Here is a 20,579-nt window from a genome sequence, read left to right as displayed (position 1 = left end):
CGTGACCGCACCGCGCGCCTCGACGCGGGGCCGAGCAGGGGGCCTGGCCGAGGAGTATTACACCGCGTTGCGAGGCAGGGTCGGGCACGCCCGGGCGGCTGACGCCACCCCGCGCGGCGCGCGGGGGGGCGACGGCGGGCGCGCCCGCGGCCTGCTGCTGCCCGACTCGCTGTCCAGCGCGCTGGTGTTCCGGCTGGCGGGCCTGCCGTCGGCCGGCTACCGGGACGACGGCCGCAGCCTGCTGCTGCGCTGGCCGGTGGACAAGCCGGACGCATCCCTGCACGCCGTCGAATCCTGGCACTACCTGACCCGCGCCGCGCTCACGCGCTGGGGACCGCCCGCCGGCCCGGCCCCACCCGCCCCCCCGCTGGACCTGCCGCTCCCGCCCGCCCACGCGCGGGCGGCCCCCGAGGCCCTCGCCGCCCCCCTCCCCGCAGCCCAGCGCTTCGTCCTGATCGCGCCCACCGCCACCGGCCTGCACAAGGGCAAGATCAAAGTCTGGCCAGGATTCGATACACTTACCCGCGGCTTGCAGAATCAGGGCCATACCGTGGTAATGTGCCCTCCTCCCGCGGAAACGGACGAGGCCCGGCGCAATGCGCCGACCGCCCAGTTGCTGCCGCCGCTGTCGCTCGGCGCCTTCGCCGCCCTGACCGCGCGGTCGGCCCTGGTGATCTGCAACGATTCAGGCGTCTCGCACGTGGCCGCCGCCGCGTCCGCCCGGCAGCTCACGCTGTTCGGCGTCACCCGGCCCGGCCGCACCGGCCCCTGGTCGCCGCGCGCGGTCTGCGTGGGCGCTGAAGACGCATGGCCGCCGGAGGACGAAGTCGAACAGCAGGCCAGGCGCCTGCTGGACGGCCAGCAGTAACCGGATTGTTTAGACATGACCTTTTCCAGCTATCTGACCAACCTCATCATTCCGTTCAACCTGTGCATGACGCTGGTCGTCATCGGCCTGGTGCTGGGCTTGTTCCGGCTGCGCAAGACCGGCGGCGCGCTGATCGTCGCGGGCCTGCTATGGGCGCTGGCCTGGTCGCTGCCGGCGACCTCGGTCTGGCTGGGCGGGGCGCTGGAAAGCCGCTATCCCCACCTGTCGCCCGAGCAGTCCCCGACCGCCGACGCGATCGTGGTGCTGGGCGGCAACACGGCCAACGGCCGCGCCAACTGGTTCCTGCCCTATGAAAAGGACAAGGCCGTGGTGCGGATCGACATCGCCGCCCAGCTCTACCTGGCCGGCCGCGCGCCCAAGGTGCTGCTGTCGGGCGGCGCGCTGGAAGGCGACGTCAGCGAAGCCCGCGGCATGGCCCACGCCATCCGCCAGCAAGGCGTGCCGGAAACGGCGCTGATCCTGGAAAACTCCAGCCGCACCACCTACGAGAACGCCGCCATGACCGAGGACCAGCTCAAGGCCCGCGGCATCGGCAAGATCCTGCTGGTGACCTCGGCGCTGCACATGCCGCGCGCCATGGCCGCCTTCGCCAAGCAGGGCGTGGTCGCCATCGCCGCGCCGGCGCCGCCGCAGATCGTGCCGCCCACCGACGGCTCGCTGTCGCTGTGGGTGCCCGACCAGCGCACGTTCGACGCCAGCCGCTCCATCATCAAGGAATACGCGGGCCTGTTCGTCTACTGGCTGCGCGGCTGGGTGTAGGTCCACCCCCGAAGCGCCTGCGGCGCTTCCCCCTCAAGGGGGCGCCGCTGCGGACCGGCGGAGCCGGCTCCGCGCGGCCCGGGTCGCGGTGGTTGCTGGCGTGGACCAGAGCTGTTGGCGTAGCCAGAGTTGTTGGCGTGGATAAATAGGATCTATGAATATGCATTTGCAGGCGCAGGACTGCCGGCCTGGCTGTGGGGCCTGTTGTACCGCGCCGTCGATTTCCAGTCCGATTCCTGGCATGCCGGATGGCAAGCCGGCCGGCGTGCGCTGCGCGCAGTTGCTGGCGGATGAGCGCTGCGGGATTTTCGGGCAGCCCGAGCGGCCGGCCGTCTGTGGCGGGCTGCGGCCGTCGGCCGAGATGTGCGGAGGCAGCCGGGAGCAGGCGATGCATTGGCTCGGCTGGCTGGAGCGGGAAACTTCCGTGTCCGTCTGAACCGCGATCCATTCGCCGGCGCGCCAGGCTGGGTTTACAAGCTGGATGCCTTGTGTGAGGATACGGCGATGGATTTCCGTAACGACCTCGTCAAGCTTCACCACCACGGCAGCAGCCTATTGCGCCGTGGTTCGTTACGTCCATAGCAAGGATTCCGGGAATACGCATCCGACACCCGTACCGTGCTCAACGACCAAGGCGCCAACAGGCGCCTTTTTTTATTCCTTCTTTCCGAACCAGGAGCATCACCATGACCATGATCCGAGGAACCCGATTCATCGTCGGCAACGAAGCCGCCCAGACCCGCGCGCTGGAAAACCGCTACCGGAGCTACCTTCATTGAAGCTGGCGCCGAGGAAGCCATCGTCCCCGCCCTGTGGGCGCAGGACACGTTCATCAAGAAGACCGGCGGCAGTGAAATCATGGGCCAGATGTGGGCCTTCGCGGACAAGAAGGGCCGCCCGTGCTGCCTGATCCCGGAAGCCACCGCGCTGTTCCAGGAACGTAGCGCCGAGCTACTCGGCAGGCGACTTGAAAGGCCACTGTTCTACATCGCGCGATGCTACCGCTATGAGCGGCCGCAGGCGGGGCGGTATCGGGAATTCACCCAGCTGGGATTTGAATTGCTGAGCCCGGACCCGGCCTCCGCCTCCCGCCGCAGCCAAGCCCTGGCCGCCGGTTTCCTGGATGCGCTGGGCTTGCGCTACCAGACCGATGGCATGGCGAAAAGAGGCCTCAGCTATTACCTGGACGGCCAGGGCTTCGAAATGCGCTGCGCCGAACTGGGCGCACAGCAGCAGATACTCGGCGGCGGTGCATACCCGGAAGGCGCGGGTTTCGCCTTCGGCGCTGAACGGCTGCTGCTGGCGATGCAAGCGCAAGGCCTGATTTAGCGGCCCGGCTTCCGGCCATCGCCTTGCCTCGGTGCTATCGCCCCGGGGCAAGGACGCAAAGAAAACGGGACGATGCACGCCCCGTTTCCTGTTTTCCCGATCAGGCCGTGGCCTGCTCCCGTTCGCGCAGCACCTGCGCGTAGAGGTTTTCATAGCGCGCCGCCACCGCTTCCCAGCTCTGCTCGCGCGCGATGGCCAGGCCGCGTTCGGCCAGCGAGGCGCGCAGTTCGGGTTCCGACCCAAGCCGCTCCAGCGCCTGCGCCAGCTGCGCGCCGTTGCGCGGATCCTGCAGGATCAGCGCGTCCTTGCCCGCTGACAGGTACTGTGCGAAGCCGCAGTAGGCGGGCGAGCTGACCACCACCGGCAGGCCATGCGACATGGCTTCCAGCGGCGCCATGCCGTAGCTGTCGTTCAGCGTGGGATGGGCGTAGATGTCGGCCGCGCTGAAATACTGGGCGACTTCGGGGGTGGGTTCGATCAGGGCGACCCGGTGCGCGATGGCGCCCGCGCCGCGCACGCGTTCGCGCGTGGCGTCGTCGGCCCCGACCACCAGCAGCCGGTAGTGCGCGGGCAGCTGCGCCAAGGCGTCCAGCAGCGCCGGCAGACCCTTGCGCAGCGGGTTGCGCGCCACCAGCAGGCAGCCGATGGTGTCGTCGTCCCAGCCCAGCCGGCCGCGCACGGCCTGGCGCTGGGCGGCATCGGCGGCCGAGGGCAGCTTGACGCCGGGCGCGATGATGTCCACGGCCAGGCTCGGACCGTAGCTACGGTGCAGCTGGTCCATGATCAGCCCGGACACGGCCACCACGCGGCGCTCGGGCGCGGGACGCACGCGCGATTTCTCGAGCAGCAGGTAGGTCGCCAGCCGGGGGCTGAGCCAGGCGGTCAGCCGCTTGAGCGGCTTGACGCGGGTCAGGCGGTTGTAGCGCACCGGGGTCACGTGCATGACCTGGATCTCGCCGGCCCAGCCGTTCATGTGCGAATGCACGATGTCGAAGCGGCCGCGCGTGAGCCGGTCGGCGCGCCAGGCGAAATACAGCACGCGCATCCAGCTGGGCAGCCAGCCGGGGAAACGGATGGGCAGGAAGGGAAAAGGCAGGTCGCTGTCGAAGTCTCGCGCCACGATCTCGATGTCGTGGCGCTGCCCCAGCACCCGCATCAGCTCGACGCCATAAGCCTCGGCGCCGCCGAAGCGGTTGCCGAAACGGTCGACGAGCAGCGCGATGCGCAGCCGCCGCTCAACCGCGCCGGCGGGAGTCTTCATACCGGGTCAGGCACTTCTGCAGGAAGCGGAGGATGCCGGTCGAACGCGACACCGTCACGCGCGGCAGCCCGAAGACATCGTCATCGGCGCCGGCGCGGCCGCGCACGGTCAGCGTGGCATTGTCGTAGCCGGCCTCGCGCGCCATGTCGCGGTGCTCCTGCTGCTGCTCGCCATACGGATAGCAGAAGGCCGTGACCGGCGCGCCCAGCGCCTGTTCCAGCTCGTCCTTGGATTCGACGATCTGGCGGCGGGCCTCGTCGGGCGACAGCGCGGGCAGGTGGACGTGGTCCAGCGTGTGCGAACCGACCTCATTGCCGGCCTGGGCCCAGGCGCGCATCTCGCTCACGGACATGAGCGGCGCGTGCGGAATGCCCACGTGCTTGTCCCAGACGTTGCCGCCATCGAACTGGTGCGAGACGAAGTAATTGGTGGCGGTGAAACCCAGCTCGCTCAGCACCGGCGTGACATTTTCATAGACGTTGCGGAAACCGTCGTCGAACGTGATGCCGAACACCTTGCCCTGGCGCTCGCCGCGCACATAGGGCATGACGTCGCGCATGGACAGGCCGCGATAGCCCAGCCGGCGCATCCAGCGCATCTGGCGGGTGAAGTCGGACGGGTGCACCGTCAGGCCGCGAAACGGCGTGCCCTTGGGATTGGGCTCGCCGATCTGGTGGTACATGAGAATGGGGATACGCATGGACCGGATTATAAGGTCAGCGTCCAGCCAGCGTACGCTGGTAGACGTCCAGCGTGGCGGCGGCGAAACGGTGCAGGTTGAAGTCGCGCAGGGCCGTTTCCCGGGCGTTGCGGCCCATCTGCCGGACCGTGTCCGGCTGGTCGAGCATCAGCCGCAGCCTGGCGGTCATGGCCGGCACGTCGCGCACCGGCACGATCCAGCCGTCCCCGCCGTCGGTCACGTTCTCGGGCAGGCCGCCGGCGTCGCTGACCAGGGCCGGCAGGCCCAGGCCCATGATCTCGCGGCAGGCGAAGGACAGCGCCTCGCGGTACGACAGCACGAAACCCGCATGGCAGGACGCCAGCGAGGCGCGCACATCGTCCAGCAGGCCGGGAAAGCGCACCTGGTCGATCATGCCCAGCTCGCGCACGCGCGCCAGCTTGGCCTCGGACGGCGGATCGCCGGCCACCATCAGCAGCACCCGCGCCTTGTCCTCGGGCGGCAGCGCAGCCACGGCGGCCACCAGGTCCAGCCAGCCCTTGTCGTAGTCGGTGCCGCCGGCGCTGCCCAGCAGCAGCTTGCCGCGCCATTCCGGGCCGAAGATCAGCTCGCGCAGCTTGTCCAGGCTGTCGGGCGGCGGCGGCGCGAAGAAGTTCGTGTCGATGCCGTGGCGGATGGTGGTGATGGGGCGCCGGCCGTAGGGCGACGCCGCCATGATGCCGTGGATGTAGTCGCTGACGGCGATGCCGTGGTCGGTGGCCAGCGCCACCCGCAGCTTGTGGCCGAAGCTGGTCAGCGGATGGTCGTTGTGCTTGGTGAATACGATGCGCGGGCGGCGCGCCATGGCCAGCGTGGCCAGCATCACCTGCTTGTGGTCGGCCGAGCCGTTGGCATGGATGATGTCGAAGCCGCCGGTCTTGATCAGCCGGCGCAGCCGGGCACGGTCGCCGAACCAGGACGAGGGGCGCGTGGTGTAGCGCATGTCCTCGACCGTGACGCCCGGAATCGCCTTGGCGTAGCGGTACAGGCGGCTGGTGGACGGCGCCGCGACGGTGATCTGGTGTTCGCGCGACAGCGCGCGCGCCAGGTTGATGATGTAGGTGACGTGACCGCCGCCGTTGCCGCCGTGGAAGTTCGTGTAGAGGATCTTCACTGCTTGTTCTTCTCGGCCAGGAACATCAGCTTCGAATAGCGGTAGAAGCTGCCCGACGCGGCGGTCACGGCCAGCACCAGGCCGTGGCGGCCGTCCAGGAAGCCGCGGCGGATCAGGTAGATGCGCACGAAGGTCCAGAAGCTGTGCCCCAGCGCGCCGAAGATCGAGGTGCGCCGGCCCTTGGCGTACATCGACGCGGCGGCGTCCGACGAATAGCGGTTGATCTTGTTGATCAGCGCGTCCAGCGTGTCGTAGGGGAAATGGTGGAAATGGCCCTTGAGCTGCAGCGGGCGCTTGCCGTCGTTCGGCACCACGCGCTCATGCACATAGGCGTCGTTGAAGCGCGCCGTGCCGCGCTTGAACAGGCGCACCACGTAGTCGGGCCACCAGCCGCTGTGGCGGATGTCGCGGCCGCAGAAATTGGACAGGCGCGGCATTTCATAGACATCGCCGCGCGGCGCCTTGAGCGTTTCCTGGATCTCGCGCGCCAGTTCCGGCGTGACCAGTTCGTCGGCGTCGATGGACAGCACCCAGTCGCCGGTCGCCAGGTCCACGGCGCGATTCTTCTGCGGCCCGAAGCCGGGCCAGTCGCTCGTCACTTCCACGCGCGCGCCCAGCGCGCGGGCCAGCTCGACCGTGCCGTCGGTGCTGCCGGAGTCCACCACGATGAACTCGTCGGCGAAGTCCACGGACTTGAGGCACTTGGCGATGTTGGCCGCCTCGTTCTTGGTGATGATGATGACCGATAGCTTCATCCGCGATTCCTAAGACGCTTTTTCCAGGCTTTCCAGGCGTGGTAGCGCGGGCCCCAGAACGGGTCGCGCGACAGCCAGATGCGCCGGTTGAGCCAGGAGCCGCCGCGATTGCGCACCGCGAAGCGGTAGATGTGCTCGGGATCCGCGCCGGGCGTGTTCTGGCCGAAAGGGTCGGTAGTGTACAGGTGCCGGAAGCCAGCCTCGCGCGCCGCCGCCACGTAGTCGGCGTCGAAATAGCCCTGCGGCCAGCACAGGTGGTCGCTGACGCTGCCCAGGCGTCCGGCCAGCGCCTCGCGCGACAGCCGCAGCTCGTCGGCGATGCGGGCGCGCTTGGCCTGGACGTCGCCGGCGCATTCCTTGTCCCAGCGCGTGTGCGTGTGGGTATGGGAATGGAATTCGAAGGTGCCGGCGGCGCGCATGGCCTCGATCTCGCTCCAGCGCAGCATGACCTCGTCGGCGCGGCCGGCGGCGACCAGTTGCTTGCAGGCGTCGTGGTCCGGCGTGGCGGGCAGCGGCCCGCCCTGCCCGGCATGCGGCCGGACGGGACCGTCGCCGATCCAGCCGGTGATGATGAACAGCACGGCGCGCATGCCGTGGCGCGCCAGCACCGGATGCGCGTGGACCCAGTTGTTCAGGTAGCCGTCGTCGAAGGTGATCAGCACCGAACGCTCGGGCACGGGCTCGCCGGCCAGGCAGGCGGCGAACTGGTCGGCCGACAGCGACTGGTAGCCGGCGCGCGCCAGGCGCGCGATCTGGTCTTCGAACACGTCCGGCGTGGCGGCGATCATGCCGCCGGCCGGCGTCACGTGGTGGTACATCAGCACCGGCACGTTGGGCGCGCTGCGCGAGCTCATTTGCCGCGCTCCGCCAGCCACTTGCAGTAGACCGCCTCGGTGTTCTCGGCCAACCGCGACGGCGAGAACACGCCTTCGTCCCAGACCAGCTTGCGGCCGGCCTCGCCCATGGCGCGGCGCAGGGCAGGATCATCGATCAGCCGCGTCAGCGCGGCGGCCAGCGCCGCCGGGTCCTTGGGCGGCACCAGGATGCCGGTCTCGCCATCGCGGAACATCTCGGACACGCCGCCCACGTCCGTGCCCACCACCGGCAGGCCGCTGGCCTGCGCCTCGACGTAGACGGTGCCGGACGCTTCCTGCTGGGTGGCCAGCGCGAACAGGTCGAAGCCGGCCAGCAGGTTGGGCACGTCGCGCCGCATGCCCATCAGGTGGATGCGGTCCTGCAGGCCCAGTCGCGCCACGTATTCCTGGGTCTGCTCGAACACCGGCGAGCCGCCCCCGACGAACACCAGGTGCAGCTTGGGGCGGCTGGCCATCAGCGGGGCGATGGCGTCGATCAGGTCCTTGTGGCCCTTGGTGGCGCGCATCACGGCCACACAGCCGACCACCACGTCGTCCTGGGCCAGGCCCAGCTCGCCGCGCAGCGTGGAATGCTCCACGGGCGGCGGCAGCACGATGGGCGAGTACACGGTGGCCACGCGACCCGGCGGCACGCCGCGATCGATCAGGTGCTGGCGCACGTGGTCGCTGACGGTGGTGACGCAATGCGGCAGCCGGGTATAGGACCACAGCGAGCCGACCTTGTTGGACAGGTGCCGCGTGCGCACGATCAGCGGCGTGCCGGCCAGCCGGCCGGCCGCCGCCGCGATCACGGTGTCGCGCCGGCTGTGCGTGTTGAGCACGTCGAAACGGCCCGCCCGCAGGATGCCGCGTATGGTGGCCACGCCCTTCAGGTAGTTGAGCGGGCCGTCCATTTCCAGCGTGTGCACGGTGAAGCCGGCCTCGGACAGGCGCGTGGCCAGCAGCGCCTGCGGCTGGCAGATGGCCTCGACATGATGCCCGCGCGCGCGCATGGCATTCATTTCCTTGAAGATGCGGCCTTCCTGGCCGCCGAAGCTGGTGGCGGCTTCGGAGTGGACGATACGCAGCTTACGCATCAGTAGGTGACCTCGACGCCGTCGGGCTTGGTCCAGGCGTTCAGGTTTTCGAACAGCGCGTCGGCCATGCGCACGCGCCATTCCTCGCCCAGCCGGACCGTGCACAGGAAGTTGTTCTTGGTATAGACGATATCGACCGGCACGCCGGGGATGCCGTTCTCGGGCTCGGCGCGGAACGGATTGAGCAACTGCCGCAGCCGCGCGGCGTCGGCGCCGCCGTTGAGCTTGACGCGCAGCGACTTGGCGCGCGCCTCGCGCGCCAGCTGCAGGTCATACAGCTGGTCGGCCACGATGCGCATGCCGCCCGAATAGTCGTCATTGCTGACCTTGCCCTGCACGATGATGAGCTGGTCCTCGCGCAGCCGGTTGCGGTGCTTTTCGTAGAGCTCGTTGAACACCGAAATCTCGACCTGGGCGGTGCCGTCATCCAGCACCGCGAACACCATCTTGCCACGCCGGGTCATCATGGTGCGCACGCCGGCCAGCACCCCGCACATCCATTGCAGGTCGCGCTGCGGCTCCAGCCGCGCCAGCTGCATGGGCACGATGCGGCGCACTTCGTCGCGCCAGGCGTCGAACAGGTGGCCGCTGTAGTAGTAGCCCAGCGCCGATTTTTCCTCGGTGAGCTTCTTGTGCAGGTCCCAGGGCGCGACCTTGGCCAGCTCGCCGGCCACCACGTCGCCGCTGTCGTCGCCGAACAGCGAGGCCTGGTTGGCGCTGCGCGCGGCCTGCTCGGCCGCTTCCATGGCCGTGGGCACCGAGGCCAGCATGGCGGCGCGGTTGGGCTCGATGGCGTCGAAGGCGCCGGCCTTGATCAGCGCCTCGACGGTGCGCCGGTTGACGGAATGCTTGCTGACGCGGCGGCAGAAGTCGAACAGGTTCTGGAACGGGCCGCCTTCCTTGCGCGCCCGCAGGATCTCCTCGACCGCGCCCTGCCCCGTGCCCTTGACCGCGCCCAGGCCGTAGCGCATGGTGCGCGGCGGCTTGCCCTTCTCGGTGTGCTTGTCGGCCACCGGCTCGAAGCGGTAGCCCGAGTGGTTCACGTCCGGCGGCAGCACCTCGACGCCGTTGTCCTGGGCGTCGCGGCAGAAGATCTGCACCTTGTCGGTGTCGTCCATGTCGGACGACATGGTGGCGGCCAGGAACTCGGTCGGGTGATACGCCTTGAGCCAGGCGGTCTGGTACGAGATCAGCGCGTAGGCGGCCGAGTGCGACTTGTTGAAGCCGTAGCCCGCGAACTTCTCCATCAGGTCGAACAGCTTGACCGCCAGGTCCGGGTCATGGCCCTTTTCCTTGGCGCCCTGCTCGAACAGCTCGCGGTGCTTGGCCATTTCCTCGGGCTTTTTCTTGCCCATGGCGCGGCGCAGCAGGTCGGCGCCGCCCAGCGAGTAGCCGCCGATGATCTGCGAGATCAGCATCACCTGTTCCTGGTAGACGATGACCCCATAGGTGCTCTTGAGGGTGCTCTCCAGGTCCGAGTGGAAGTAGTCGACCGAGGCGCGGCCGTGCTTGCGGTTGACGAAGTCGTCCACCATGCCCGATTCCAGCGGCCCCGGACGGTACAGGGCCAGCATGGCGATGATGTCTTCGAAGGTGTTGGGCCGCAGCTTCTTGAGCAGCTCCTTCATGCCGCGCGATTCCAGCTGGAACACCGCCGTGGTGTTGGCGTCGCACAGGATCTTGTAGGCCGCCGCGTCGTCCAGCTCCAGCGCCATCACGTCGAAGTCGCGCTTGTCGGCGTTGAACTGGCGCACGTAGCGCACCGCCCAGTCCAGGATGGTCAGGTTGCGCAGGCCCAGGAAGTCGAACTTCACCAGGCCGGCAGCCTCGACGTCGTCCTTGTCGAACTGCGAGACCGCGCTGTTCTCCTGGCCGGGCTGGCAATACAGCGGGCAGAAGTCGGTCAGCTTGCCCGGCGCGATCAGCACGCCGCCGGCGTGCATGCCGATGTTGCGGGTCAGGCCCTCGAGCGGCTGGGCCAGGTCCACCAGCCCGCGCACTTCCTCTTCCTGCTCGTAGCGTTCCTTGAAGGCCGGCTCGTCCTTGAGCGTGCGCTCCAGCGACCACGGATCCATCGGGTTGAACGGGATCAGCTTGGACAGACCGTCGCAGAACATATAGGGCATGTCCAGCACCCGGCCGGCGTCGCGCACCACGGCCTTGGCGCCCAGCGTGCCGAAGGTGGCGATCTGGCTCACGGCCGCGCGCCCGTACTTTTCCTTGACGTAGTCGATGACGCGTTCGCGGTTGTCCTGGCAGAAGTCGATATCGAAGTCGGGCATGGACACCCGCTCCGGATTCAGGAAGCGCTCGAACAGCAGGTCATAGCGGATCGGGTCCAGGTCGGTGATGCCCAGCGCGTAGGCCACCAGCGAGCCGGCGCCCGAGCCCCGGCCGGGGCCCACGGGCACGCCGTTGTTCTTGCCCCAGTTGATGAAGTCCTGCACGATCAGGAAGTAGCCCGGGAAGCCCATCTGGATGATGGTCTTGCACTCCCACCGCAGGCGCTCGTAGTACTGCTCGCGCTTGGACTCGCGCACGGCCTCGTCCGGGAACAGGAAGGCCAGGCGCTTTTCCAGGCCCTGCTCGGACAGCTGCACCAGGTAGTCGTCCAGCGACACGCCGTCGGGCGTGGGGAAGTTGGGCAGGCGCGGCTTGCCCAGCACCAGGCTCAGGTTGCAGCGCTTGGCGATCTCGACCGTGTTGGCCAGCGCCGAGGGCACGTCGGCGTAGCGCCGGTGCATTTCCTCGGAACTGAGCAGGTATTGGTCCTTGGTGAAGCGGCGCACGCGGCGCGGATTGGCCAGGATCTCGCCTTCGGCGATGCAGACGCGGGCCTCGTGGGCCTGGAATTCATGGTCGTCCAGGAACTGCACCGGATGGGTGGCCACCACCGGCAGGCCGGCCTCGGCCGCCAGCCGCATGGCCGCCTGGGTGTAGGCCTCGTCGCCGTCGAAACCGGCGCGCTGCAGCTCGATGTAGTAGCTGCCCGGAAACAGGAGCGCCCACTGGCGCGCCAGCGCCAGCGCCGAGACGGCGTTGCCGGCGTCCAGCGCCTGGCCCACGTCGCCCATGCGCCCGCCCGACAGGGCGATCAGGCCTTCCTGGCCCTGCAGCCATTCGCGCCGGATCTCGGCCCGGCCCTTGCCCTGGTTGACCAGGAAGGACTGGGTCAGCAGCTCGCACAGGTTCAGGTAGCCTTGATGGTTGCGCACCAGCAGCAGCAGGCGGAACGGCTTGTCGCGGTCGTCGTCGTTGGTGATCCAGACATCGCAGCCGGCGATGGGCTTGATCCCGGCGCCGCGCGCGCCCTTGTAGAACTTGATCAGGCCGAACAGGTTCGACAGGTCGGTCAGCGCCACGGCCGGCTGGCCCAGCTTGGCGACCCGCTTGATCAGGTCGGGAATGCGCACGATGCCGTCGACGACCGAGAACTCGGAGTGGACGCGCAGGTGGACAAAGGGGGACGGAGTTATTGCGGCTTCGGACATGGCGGGAATTGTACCCAGTCATATCGGTCGAAACCCCTTTCGCGCCGGGATCCCGATCCGGGCGCCCCGCAACCCTGTGTAACAATACGCCTTGCACCCGAAATCCTGTTCCAGGACGAGATTCACGTATGAAATGGCTCATTCCCGGGATCTGGCTCGCCGCCATCCTGTTTGCGCACTTCCGCGGCCGCGTCAAGCTGCCGCTGAGCCGGCAGCTGCTGGACCACTCCGTGCTGCTGGCGCCGGTCAACGCCTTCATGGTGCTGGCCTCGCGCGTGCCCACCACGCCCTACCTGCCGTCGCGCGAGATCGACGAACTGAAGGTGCTGGACGACAATTGGGAGACGATCCGCGACGAAGCGCTGCAGATGGCCGAGATGCGCCGCATCCGCGCGGCCGACGGGCACAACGACATCGGCTTCAGCTCCTTTTTCAAGTACGGCTGGAAGCGCTTCTACCTGAAGTGGTATGACGCGCGCCACCCCTCGGCCGAGGAACTCTGCCCCAAGACCGTGGCCATCCTCAAGACGCTGCCCAAGGTCAAGGCCGCCATGTTCGCCGAGCTGCCGCCGGACGGCCAGCTCAACGCCCACCGCGACCCCTTCGCCGGCTCGCTGCGCTACCACCTGGGCCTGTCCACGCCCAACGACGACGGCTGCCACATCATCGTGGACGGCGAAACCTACAGCTGGCGCGACGGCGAAAGCGTGGTGTTCGACGAAACCTATGTGCACGAGGCCTATAACAAGACGCAGCAGAACCGCATCATCCTGTTCTGCGACGTCGAACGCCCCCTGAAGTGGCGCTGGGCCGAGGCCTTCAACCGCTGGTTCGGCCGGGTGGTGATGTCGGCCGCCAGCTCGCCCAACGACGGCGGCGACCAGACCGGCGCCATCAACAAGCTGACGCACGCGCACTGGCGCTTCGAGCAGAAGCGCAAGGCCTTCAAGGCCTGGAACCGCAACGCCTACAAGGTGGTCAAGTACGGCCTGATCGTGCTGGTGGTGGTGGCGTTCATCGCGCTCTGAGCCGCCGCGCGGACAGGAAAAAGCCGGCGACCGCGCCGGCTTTTTTCATTTGCGCGGCTCCCGCCGGGAGCCTCAGGCCGCCGGCTCCTGCTCCGGCTCCGGCAGCGTCAGCACGCCGGTCCGGTAGTCATAACCGTAGATCTCGCCGTAGCGCCCCCACTCCACCGCGATCTTCAGCACGCGCTCGGCCTCGTCGGGCTTGAGGAATTCCTCCAGCGAATCGAGGAAGTTCTTTTCCGGCAGCTGGCCGGTGGGCTCCTGCTCCAGGCTGTGGCGGATATGCGCGGCCAGCGGCACGTGCGCCAGCAGCTGGCGGCCGAAGATGAGCTGCTTCTGGCCCTGGTCGGCCAGCACGTAGCGCTGCCCCAGCGGCGTCAGGAAGATGTCGCCCCGGTCGATCTGGGCCAGGCCGAACAGGCCCAGCGCCTCGCAGGCCGGCAGCAGGTCGTCGTCGGAGATCTCGGCTTCCTCGGCCAGCTTGGGCAGGTCGGCGCGGCCGTTGAACGGCGCCTCGGCCAGCACGTCCAGCACGCCCTCCATGCGCTCGACCTCGGTCTGCGGGAAGCGGTAGCCCAGGCCCTGCTGGCGCGGGGTGGGTGCGCCGTGCGCCGGGCGCGAGGTCATCAGCGCGTAGACCTCGTCGATCAGCGCCCGCACCTCGGCCGAATCCGGGTTGCGCGGCCGCGGCAGCCCGATCTGCACCTGGCTGCGGATGCGGCCCGGATCGCTGGCGAACACGATGATGCGGTCGGCCATCATGACCGCTTCCTCGATGTTGTGCGAGACGATCAGGATGCCCTTGGTCGAGATGCGGCTTTCGTCCCAGAGTTCCAGCATGTCGTCGCGCAGCGTCTCGCCGGTCAGCACGTCCAGCGCCGAGAAGGCCTCGTCCATCAGCAGCACGTCGGGGTTCATCACCAGCGCCCGGGCGATGCCCACGCGCTGGCGCATGCCGCCGGACAGCTCGCGCGGCAGCGCGCCACCGAAGCCGCCCAGCCCGATCAGATCCAGCACCTCGTCGGCGCGGCGGGCGCGCTCGGCCGGCGCCACGCCCTGCGCCTCCAGCCCCAGCTCCACGTTCTGCTGGGCCGTCAGCCACGGGAACAGCGCGAAGGACTGGAACACCATGGAGATGCCCGCCGCCGGACCGTACACCGGCTGGCCCCGATACATGACAGTGCCCTGGTCGGCGTTGACCAGGCCCGCCATGATGCGCAGCAGCGTGGACTTGCCCGAGCCGGACTTGCCCAGCAGGGCCACGATCTCGCCTTCATGCAGGATGAAATCCACGTGCTCCAGCACATGCCGCGCCGTGCCGTCGGCGGCGCGGAAGGACTTGCCCACGTCATGCAGTTCGATCAGGGTATTGGCGTTCATGAGGTTTCCTAGCGGCCCTGGTCCTGGGCCAACAGATAGAGCTTGCGCCAGAAGAATCGGTTCAGCAGCATGACGAACACGCACATCACGCCGATGCCCAGCGCGATGCGGTGGAAGTCGCCCTGCTCGGTCATCTGCTTGATGTAGCTGCCCAGGCCGGTAGCCATCAGCGAGGTATCGCCCCAGCTCACGTACTCGGACACGATGCTGGCGTTCCACGAGCCGCCGCTGGCGGTGATGGCGCCGGTGATGAAGCTGGGGAACACGGCCGGCAGATAGACCCGGCGCCACAGCAGCCAGCCCTTCAGCCCGAGGTTGGCGGAGGCCAGGCGCAATTCGTTGGGAATGGTGGACGCCCCTGCCACCACGTTGAACAGGATGTACCACTGGGTGCCGAACACCATCAACGGGCTCAGCCAGATGTCCGGATTCAGCTTCCAGGCCACCATCACGAAGACCACCAGCGGGAACAGCAGGTTGACCGGGAAGGCGGCCAGGAACTGCGCCACGGCCTGGACTTTCTGCGAGTACTTCGGCCGCAGCCCGATCCAGACCGCCACCGGCACCCAGAACAGCGAGGCCAGGCCGATCAGCAGCAACACGCGCACCAGAGTGAGGCCGCCCAGGCCCACCACGTGCAGCACCTCGCTCCAGCCCACGTCCTCGTGCACGAAGACCACCAGCTTGTAGGTCGCCAGCAGCGCGCCGGCGGCCAGCAGGGAATCCCAGACGCGCGACCAGCGCGGATCGGGCGCCTTGGCGCGGGCGCGGATCGAGGTGCCGTCATACGGCACGCTGAACCAGCCCAGCGCCCGGCGCATGCGCGCCCAGAAGCGGTTCGACAGCGCCATCATCCAGCGGCTGCGGCGGGTCCAGTCCAGCAGCCAGGACTGCTGCGCGGCGTCGCCCTGCGATTCCTCGAAGCGGAACTTGTCGGCCCAGGCCAGCAGCGGGCGGAAGAACAGCTGGTCGTACAGCAGGATGCCGGCCATCATGGCCAGGATGGCCCAGGCGATGGCGGCGCCGTTCTCCGATTCGATGGCCACGGCGATGTAGGAGCCGATGCCAGGCAGCTTGATGTCCTGGCCCGCCACCGAAATGGCCTCGGCCGCCACCAGGAAGAACCAGCCGCCCGACATGGACATCATCATGTTCCACAGCAGGCCCGGCGTGGCATAGGGCAGCTCAAGCCGCCAGAAACGCTGCCAGCCCGACAGCCGGAACACGCGCGCCGCCTCGTGCAGCTCGGGCGGCACCGTGCGCATGGACTGGTACAGGCTGAACGCCATGTTCCAGGCCTGCGAAGTGAAGATGGCGAAAATCGCGGCGCATTCCACGCCCAGCAGGTTGCCGGGGAACAGCGCGATGAAGGGCGCGATGGCGATGGCCTGGAAACCCAGGATGGGCACCGACTGCAGGATGTCCAGCATCGGGACCATGGCCTTTTCCGCCGTCCGGTACTTGGCGGCGATGGCGGCGAAGACGAAGCTGAACACCAGCGAGAACGCCAGCGCCGTGAACATGCGCAGGATGGTGCGCAGCAGGTAGTACGGCAGGTAGACCGGATCCAGCGAGATCGGCAGTTCCTCGCCCACGGCGAAGGGCCGGCTCATCTGCGAGGCCCCGTAGGCCATCAGCGCCAGGATCGCCAGCACCAGCGGCAGCAGGGCCCAGTCCCATCGATTGGGCGCCGAGCGGGACAGGGACGATGGGCGGGTCCGGTTGCTGAACAGCTCGAACATGGCGGCAAGGCTCCAAGGCGGAGGGAGTCGAAAAGCCCGAGCATTCAAGCATAACCAGATGACGCATTTCTGAACGCCGGCACTTGAAATCCCTGGCTATTTCACCCTGCTTTCAACGCACTTTCAACCCACTTGCACACGCCCCAAAAAACGAGACCTCGCGGAGCCCACAACCCTTCTGGGCGCTCCACTTCCACCATGCCCGCCCCCCCAGGTTGTCACGCAGCCACAGCACTCACGCCCCACAAGCAACAGGCGCTCCCCATCGGGATGCCACGGAGCCGGCTTTGCCGGTCCGTAGGCATGCCCCTGGGGGAAGCGCGCAGCGCTCGGGGGGGCTATCTAGCTATCGATTCCCAGCTCTTCATCAAGCGCTTGACCGACACCGGCATCGGCGTGCGCAGCTCCTGGGCGAACAGGGCCACCCGCAGCTCTTCCAGCAGCCAGCGGAACTCGTCCAGGCGCGGGTCGGGCGCGCCCTTCAGCGCCGCGCGCGCCCGCTGGTACTGCGTCAGCAGCGGCGTCATCTCGCCCACCAGCTTGGCGTCACGGGCCGGGTCGGCGCGCAGCTTGTCGATGCGCGCCACCGCCGCCTTCAGATAGCGCGGATAGTGCGACAGCTGGGCATAGGGCGTGTCGCGGATGAACCACTTGGGCATCAGCGCGCCCAGCTGCTGCTGCAGGTCGGCATAGGCGGCCGCGTGCGGCTTGGCCTGGGGCAGCTTGCGTTGCAGCGCCGCGTATTCCGTCAGCACCGCGCCGGCCAGCCGCGCCACTTCCTGGGCCAGCAGGCCCAGCCGGCCCTTGCCGTCGGCGCGCCGGGCCTCGAACTGCTGCTCGTTGACCGGCCAGGGCTCGGCCAGGCAGGCCTGGCCCAGCGCGCAGTCGATGATCTGGTCGCGCAATTCCTCCTGCGTGCCCAGCGTCATATAGAGCATGCTGATCTTGGTCAGGTCGGCCAGGTTCTTTTCCAGGAACTTGACCTGCTCGCGCAGCCCCAGCCGGAACAGCTTCAGCAAACCGGCGCGATGGTGCTTGCGCGCCTCGTCCGGATCGTCGAACACGTCCAGGTCGCAATACGCGCCCTTGTCCACCAGCGCCGGATAGCCGATCACCGACTGCCCGCCGCGCTTGATCTCCATGATCTCGGGCAACGGACCGAAGGTCCACCCGGTCAGATTCTCGTGCGCCAGCGCCTGCGCCACCTCGGTGTCGCGCGCGGCCAGCTGCTGGAACGTGGCCTGGGCCTGCTTGCCGAACTCGGCGCGCAGCTGCGCCAGGTTGCGGCCTGCGGCCAGCATGCGGCCATGCTCGTCGACCACGCGGAAGTTCATGAACAGGTGCGCCGGCAGCGTCTCCAGCTTGAAGTCGGCCTGGGCCGGACGCACCTGCACCTGGTCCCACATGTCCGCGATCACGGCGTCGACCAGCCCGCTCGGCGGCTCGGCCAGGCGCTCGAACCAGCGCTCGTAGAAGCCGGCGGCGTAGTCGGGCAGCGGCACGCAATGGCGGCGCAGCTTCTGCGGCAGCGATTTGAGCAGCAGATGCACCTTTTCCTTCAGCATGCCGGGCACCAGCCATTCGCAGCGCGCCGGATCGAGCTGGTTCAGCGCGAACAGCGGCACCGACAGCGTCACGCCGTCGCGCGGCGAGCCGGGCTCGAAGTGGTAATCCAGCGCCATGCTCACGCCCTGCCACTCGACCTTCTTGGGGAAGACCTCGGTGGTGACGCCGGCGGCCTCGTGGCGCATCAGCTCGTCGCGCGTCAGCATGAGCTTGGCGGCGGCGGCCTTGTCCAGCCCCGACACCCACTTTTCCAGCGTCGCGGTCTGCGAGATGTCGGCCGGCAACTGGCGGTCGTAGAAGGCGTAGATCAGCTCGTCGTCGACCAGGATGTCCGGCCGGCGGGTCTGGTGCTCCAGCTTCTCGATGCCCGCGATCAGCTTGCGGTTGTGCGCCACGAAGGCCAGCCGCGTGTCGATCTCGCCCGGCACCAGCGCCTGGCGGATGAACAACTCGCGCGCATGGCTGGGGTTGACCCGGCCGTAGTGAATGCGCCGGCCGGTATAGATGGTCAGGCCGTACAGCGTGGCGCGCTCGTTGGCGACCACCTGCCCGGCCTTCTTTTCCCAGCGCGGGTCCGACCAGTTCTTGCGCAGCAGGTGTTCGGCCACCCGTTCCAGCCAGGTCGGCTCGATGCGCGCCACGCAGCGCGCGTACAGCCGGGTGGTTTCCACCAGTTCGGCCGCGACCACCCAGCGCCCCGCCTTCTTCACCAGGCGCGAGCCGGGATGGATGTGGAAGCGGATCTCGCGCGCGCCCTGGTAGTGGCCGCCCTCGTCGCTCTTGAAGCCGATATTGCCCAGCAGGCCCGACAGCAGCGCCAGGTGCAGCTGCTCGAAGGTGGCTTCGGCCTGGTTGACGCGCCAGCCCTGCTCGCCCACCAGCGCCGACAGCTGGGTATGCACGTCGTGCCACTCGCGCAGCCGGATCGGCGACAGGAAGTTCTGCCGCAGCAGCGCCACCAGCTTGCGCTGCGAGCCCTTGTGCTGCACCTGTTCGCCGTACCAGCGCCACAGTTTCAGGAAGGAAATGAACTCCGACTTGTCGTCGGCGAACTTGGCGTGGGCGGCCTCGGCCGCCTCGCGCTCCTGCATGGGGCGGTCGCGCGGGTCCTGCACCGACAGGGCCGAGGCGATGATCAGCATCTCGGCCAGGCACTGCTGGTCGCGCGCGGCCAGGATCATGCGGCCGATGCGCGGGTCCACCGGCAGCTTGGCCAGCTCCTGGCCGCTGCGGGTCAGCGTGAAGGACGCGCCCGAGGCGGCCTCGGCGCCATCATCGGCGGCCGACTGCTCGATCGCGCCCAGTTCCTGCAGCAGGTGATAGCCGTCGGCCACCGCGCGTCCCGGCGGCGCCTCGACGAAGGGAAACTGTTCGATATCGTCCAGCTTCAGCGCCTTCATCCGCAGGATCACCGAGGCTAGCGACGAGCGCAGCACTTCGGGATCGGTGAAGGGCGCGCGTGCGTTGAAATCCAGCTCGTCGTACAGGCGGATGCAGACGCCCGGCCCGACCCGGCCGCAACGGCCGGCGCGCTGGTTGGCCGAGGCCCGGCTGACCGGCTCGATGCGCAGCTGCTCGACCTTGTTGCGCCAGGAATAGCGCTTGACCCGCGCCAGGCCGCTGTCGACCACGTAGCGGATGCCGGGCACGGTCAGCGAGGTCTCGGCCACGTTGGTGGCCAGCACCACGCGGCGCGAATTGCCGCGCGGGTGGAAGATCTGCTCCTGCTCGGCCTGCGACAGCCGCGCGTACAGCGGCAGCACCTCGGTGCCGACTGGATGGTGCTTGCGCAGCGCCTCGGCCGATTCGCGGATCTCGCGCTCGCCGGGCAAGAACACCAGCACGTCGCCCGGGCCGTGGCGCGCGCATTCATCAACCGCGTCGACGATGGCGTCGATCAGGTCGCGCTCCTCGTCGCCGGACATGCGTTCGCGGTCGCGCTCGCGGCCGGGCCGCGCGGGCGCCGGCGCGTCCTCGTCCTCGGCCAGCTCCTGGCGCACCGGGCGGTAGCGCAGCTCGACCGGGTACAGCCGGCCCGACACCTCGATCACCGGCGCCGGCTTGTCCTCGGCCGCGCCGAAATGGCGCGCGAAGCGCTCGGCGTCGATGGTGGCCGAGGTGATGATGACCTTCAGGTCCGGACGCCTCGGCAGCAGCTGCTTCAGGTAGCCCAGCAGGAAATCGATGTTGAGGCTGCGCTCGTGCGCCTCGTCGATGATGATGGTGTCGTAGCGGCGCAGCAGCGGGTCGCGCTGCGACTCGGCCAGCAGAATGCCGTCGGTCATCAGCTTGATGGCCGCGTTGGGGCCTGTGCGGTCGTTGAAGCGCACCTGGTAGCCGACCAGCTCGCCCATCGGCGTGTTCAGTTCCTCGGCGATGCGCTTGGCCACCGAGGTCGCGGCCAGGCGGCGCGGCTGGGTATGGCCGATCATCTTGCGGCGGCCGCGCCCCAGTTCCAGGCAGATCTTGGGCAACGGCGGGGTCTTGCCCGAGCCGGTCTCGCCGCTGACGATCACGACCTGAGGGGCCGCGATGGCGCGCGCGATCTCCTGCCGCCGGGCGCTGACGGGCAGGTCCTCGGGAGAGGTGACGACGGGAA

General features: G+C 68.5%; 15 protein-coding genes. 5 read left to right on the top strand and 10 right to left on the bottom strand.

What is annotated here, in order from left to right; all coding sequences use genetic code 11:
* The first annotated feature begins 1 nt into the window (after position 1).
* The 4 genes from KDH83_RS20105 (at position 2) to KDH83_RS20090 (ending at position 2,977) form a co-directional block, all read left to right on the top strand.
* A complete protein-coding gene (locus KDH83_RS20105; RefSeq protein WP_349291647.1) occupies positions 2-868 on the top strand; it encodes a glycosyltransferase family 9 protein in 867 nt (288 codons plus the stop codon).
* Between the two features lie 15 nt (positions 869-883).
* Positions 884-1,648 (top strand): YdcF family protein, encoded by a 765-nt coding sequence (locus KDH83_RS20100; RefSeq protein ID WP_212319132.1) that lies wholly within the window; start codon positions 884-886, stop codon positions 1,646-1,648.
* 154 nt (positions 1,649-1,802) lie between these two features.
* A complete protein-coding gene (locus KDH83_RS20095) occupies positions 1,803-2,084 on the top strand; it encodes a YkgJ family cysteine cluster protein (RefSeq protein ID WP_212319130.1) in 282 nt (93 codons plus the stop codon).
* 338 nt (positions 2,085-2,422) lie between these two features.
* On the top strand, positions 2,423-2,977 hold the full coding sequence (locus KDH83_RS20090) for an ATP phosphoribosyltransferase regulatory subunit (protein ID WP_212319138.1): 555 nt from the start codon (positions 2,423-2,425) through the stop codon (positions 2,975-2,977).
* A gap of 100 nt (positions 2,978-3,077) precedes the next feature.
* Here the strand turns inward: KDH83_RS20090 and KDH83_RS20085 are convergent, their stop codons facing one another.
* From KDH83_RS20085 to dnaE, 7 genes are read right to left on the bottom strand one after another with little or no spacing between them, the layout of a single operon-like run.
* A complete protein-coding gene (locus KDH83_RS20085; RefSeq protein ID WP_212319128.1) occupies positions 3,078-4,238 on the bottom strand; it encodes a glycosyltransferase family 4 protein in 1,161 nt (386 codons plus the stop codon).
* Complete coding sequence (locus tag KDH83_RS20080) at positions 4,213-4,938, bottom strand: polysaccharide deacetylase family protein (RefSeq protein ID WP_212319126.1); 726 nt, start codon at positions 4,936-4,938, stop codon at positions 4,213-4,215. Before KDH83_RS20080 ends, KDH83_RS20085 begins: the two co-directional genes overlap by 26 nt.
* Before the next feature lie 16 nt (positions 4,939-4,954).
* Positions 4,955-6,070 (bottom strand): glycosyltransferase, encoded by a 1,116-nt coding sequence (locus KDH83_RS20075; protein ID WP_212319124.1) that lies wholly within the window; start codon positions 6,068-6,070, stop codon positions 4,955-4,957.
* Positions 6,067-6,825, bottom strand: a complete 759-nt coding sequence (locus KDH83_RS20070; RefSeq protein ID WP_212319122.1) for a glycosyltransferase family 2 protein — start codon at positions 6,823-6,825, stop codon at positions 6,067-6,069. Before KDH83_RS20070 ends, KDH83_RS20075 begins: the two co-directional genes overlap by 4 nt.
* Positions 6,822-7,679, bottom strand: a complete 858-nt coding sequence (locus KDH83_RS20065; RefSeq protein WP_212319119.1) for a polysaccharide deacetylase family protein — start codon at positions 7,677-7,679, stop codon at positions 6,822-6,824. Before KDH83_RS20065 ends, KDH83_RS20070 begins: the two co-directional genes overlap by 4 nt.
* Complete coding sequence (locus KDH83_RS20060) at positions 7,676-8,776, bottom strand: glycosyltransferase family 4 protein (RefSeq protein ID WP_212319117.1); 1,101 nt, start codon at positions 8,774-8,776, stop codon at positions 7,676-7,678. The genes KDH83_RS20065 and KDH83_RS20060 overlap by 4 nt, the downstream gene beginning before the upstream one ends.
* Positions 8,776-12,267: a DNA polymerase III subunit alpha gene (gene dnaE / locus KDH83_RS20055; RefSeq protein ID WP_212319115.1), complete on the bottom strand. Its 3,492-nt coding sequence runs from the start codon at positions 12,265-12,267 to the stop codon at positions 8,776-8,778. Before dnaE ends, KDH83_RS20060 begins: the two co-directional genes overlap by 1 nt.
* Positions 12,268-12,395: 128 nt before the next feature.
* On the opposite strand from dnaE, the gene lpxO reads away from it, so the two are divergent.
* A complete protein-coding gene (gene lpxO / locus KDH83_RS20050; protein ID WP_212319113.1) occupies positions 12,396-13,295 on the top strand; it encodes a lipid A hydroxylase LpxO in 900 nt (299 codons plus the stop codon).
* 72 nt (positions 13,296-13,367) lie between these two features.
* On the opposite strand, the gene KDH83_RS20045 is transcribed toward lpxO, so the two are convergent.
* From KDH83_RS20045 to hrpA, 3 genes are all read right to left on the bottom strand, one after another.
* Complete coding sequence (locus KDH83_RS20045; protein ID WP_212319111.1) at positions 13,368-14,672, bottom strand: AAA-associated domain-containing protein; 1,305 nt, start codon at positions 14,670-14,672, stop codon at positions 13,368-13,370.
* An 8-nt stretch (positions 14,673-14,680) separates the two neighbouring features.
* Entirely contained in the window at positions 14,681-16,414 is a 1,734-nt protein-coding gene (locus KDH83_RS20040) for an ABC transporter permease subunit (RefSeq protein ID WP_212319109.1), read from the bottom strand.
* Positions 16,415-16,752: 338 nt separating this feature from the next.
* Positions 16,753-20,579: ATP-dependent RNA helicase HrpA (hrpA, locus tag KDH83_RS20035; RefSeq protein ID WP_249205232.1), on the bottom strand; the 3,827-nt coding region annotated here is incomplete at its 5' end.

It is taken from the genome of Achromobacter sp. Marseille-Q0513 (assembly GCF_018195695.1).
In the GTDB taxonomy this organism is placed as follows: domain Bacteria; phylum Pseudomonadota; class Gammaproteobacteria; order Burkholderiales; family Burkholderiaceae_B; genus Achromobacter.
Note: the sequence above shows the minus strand (reverse complement) of the source record. Positions and strands in the feature narration are given on the sequence as shown.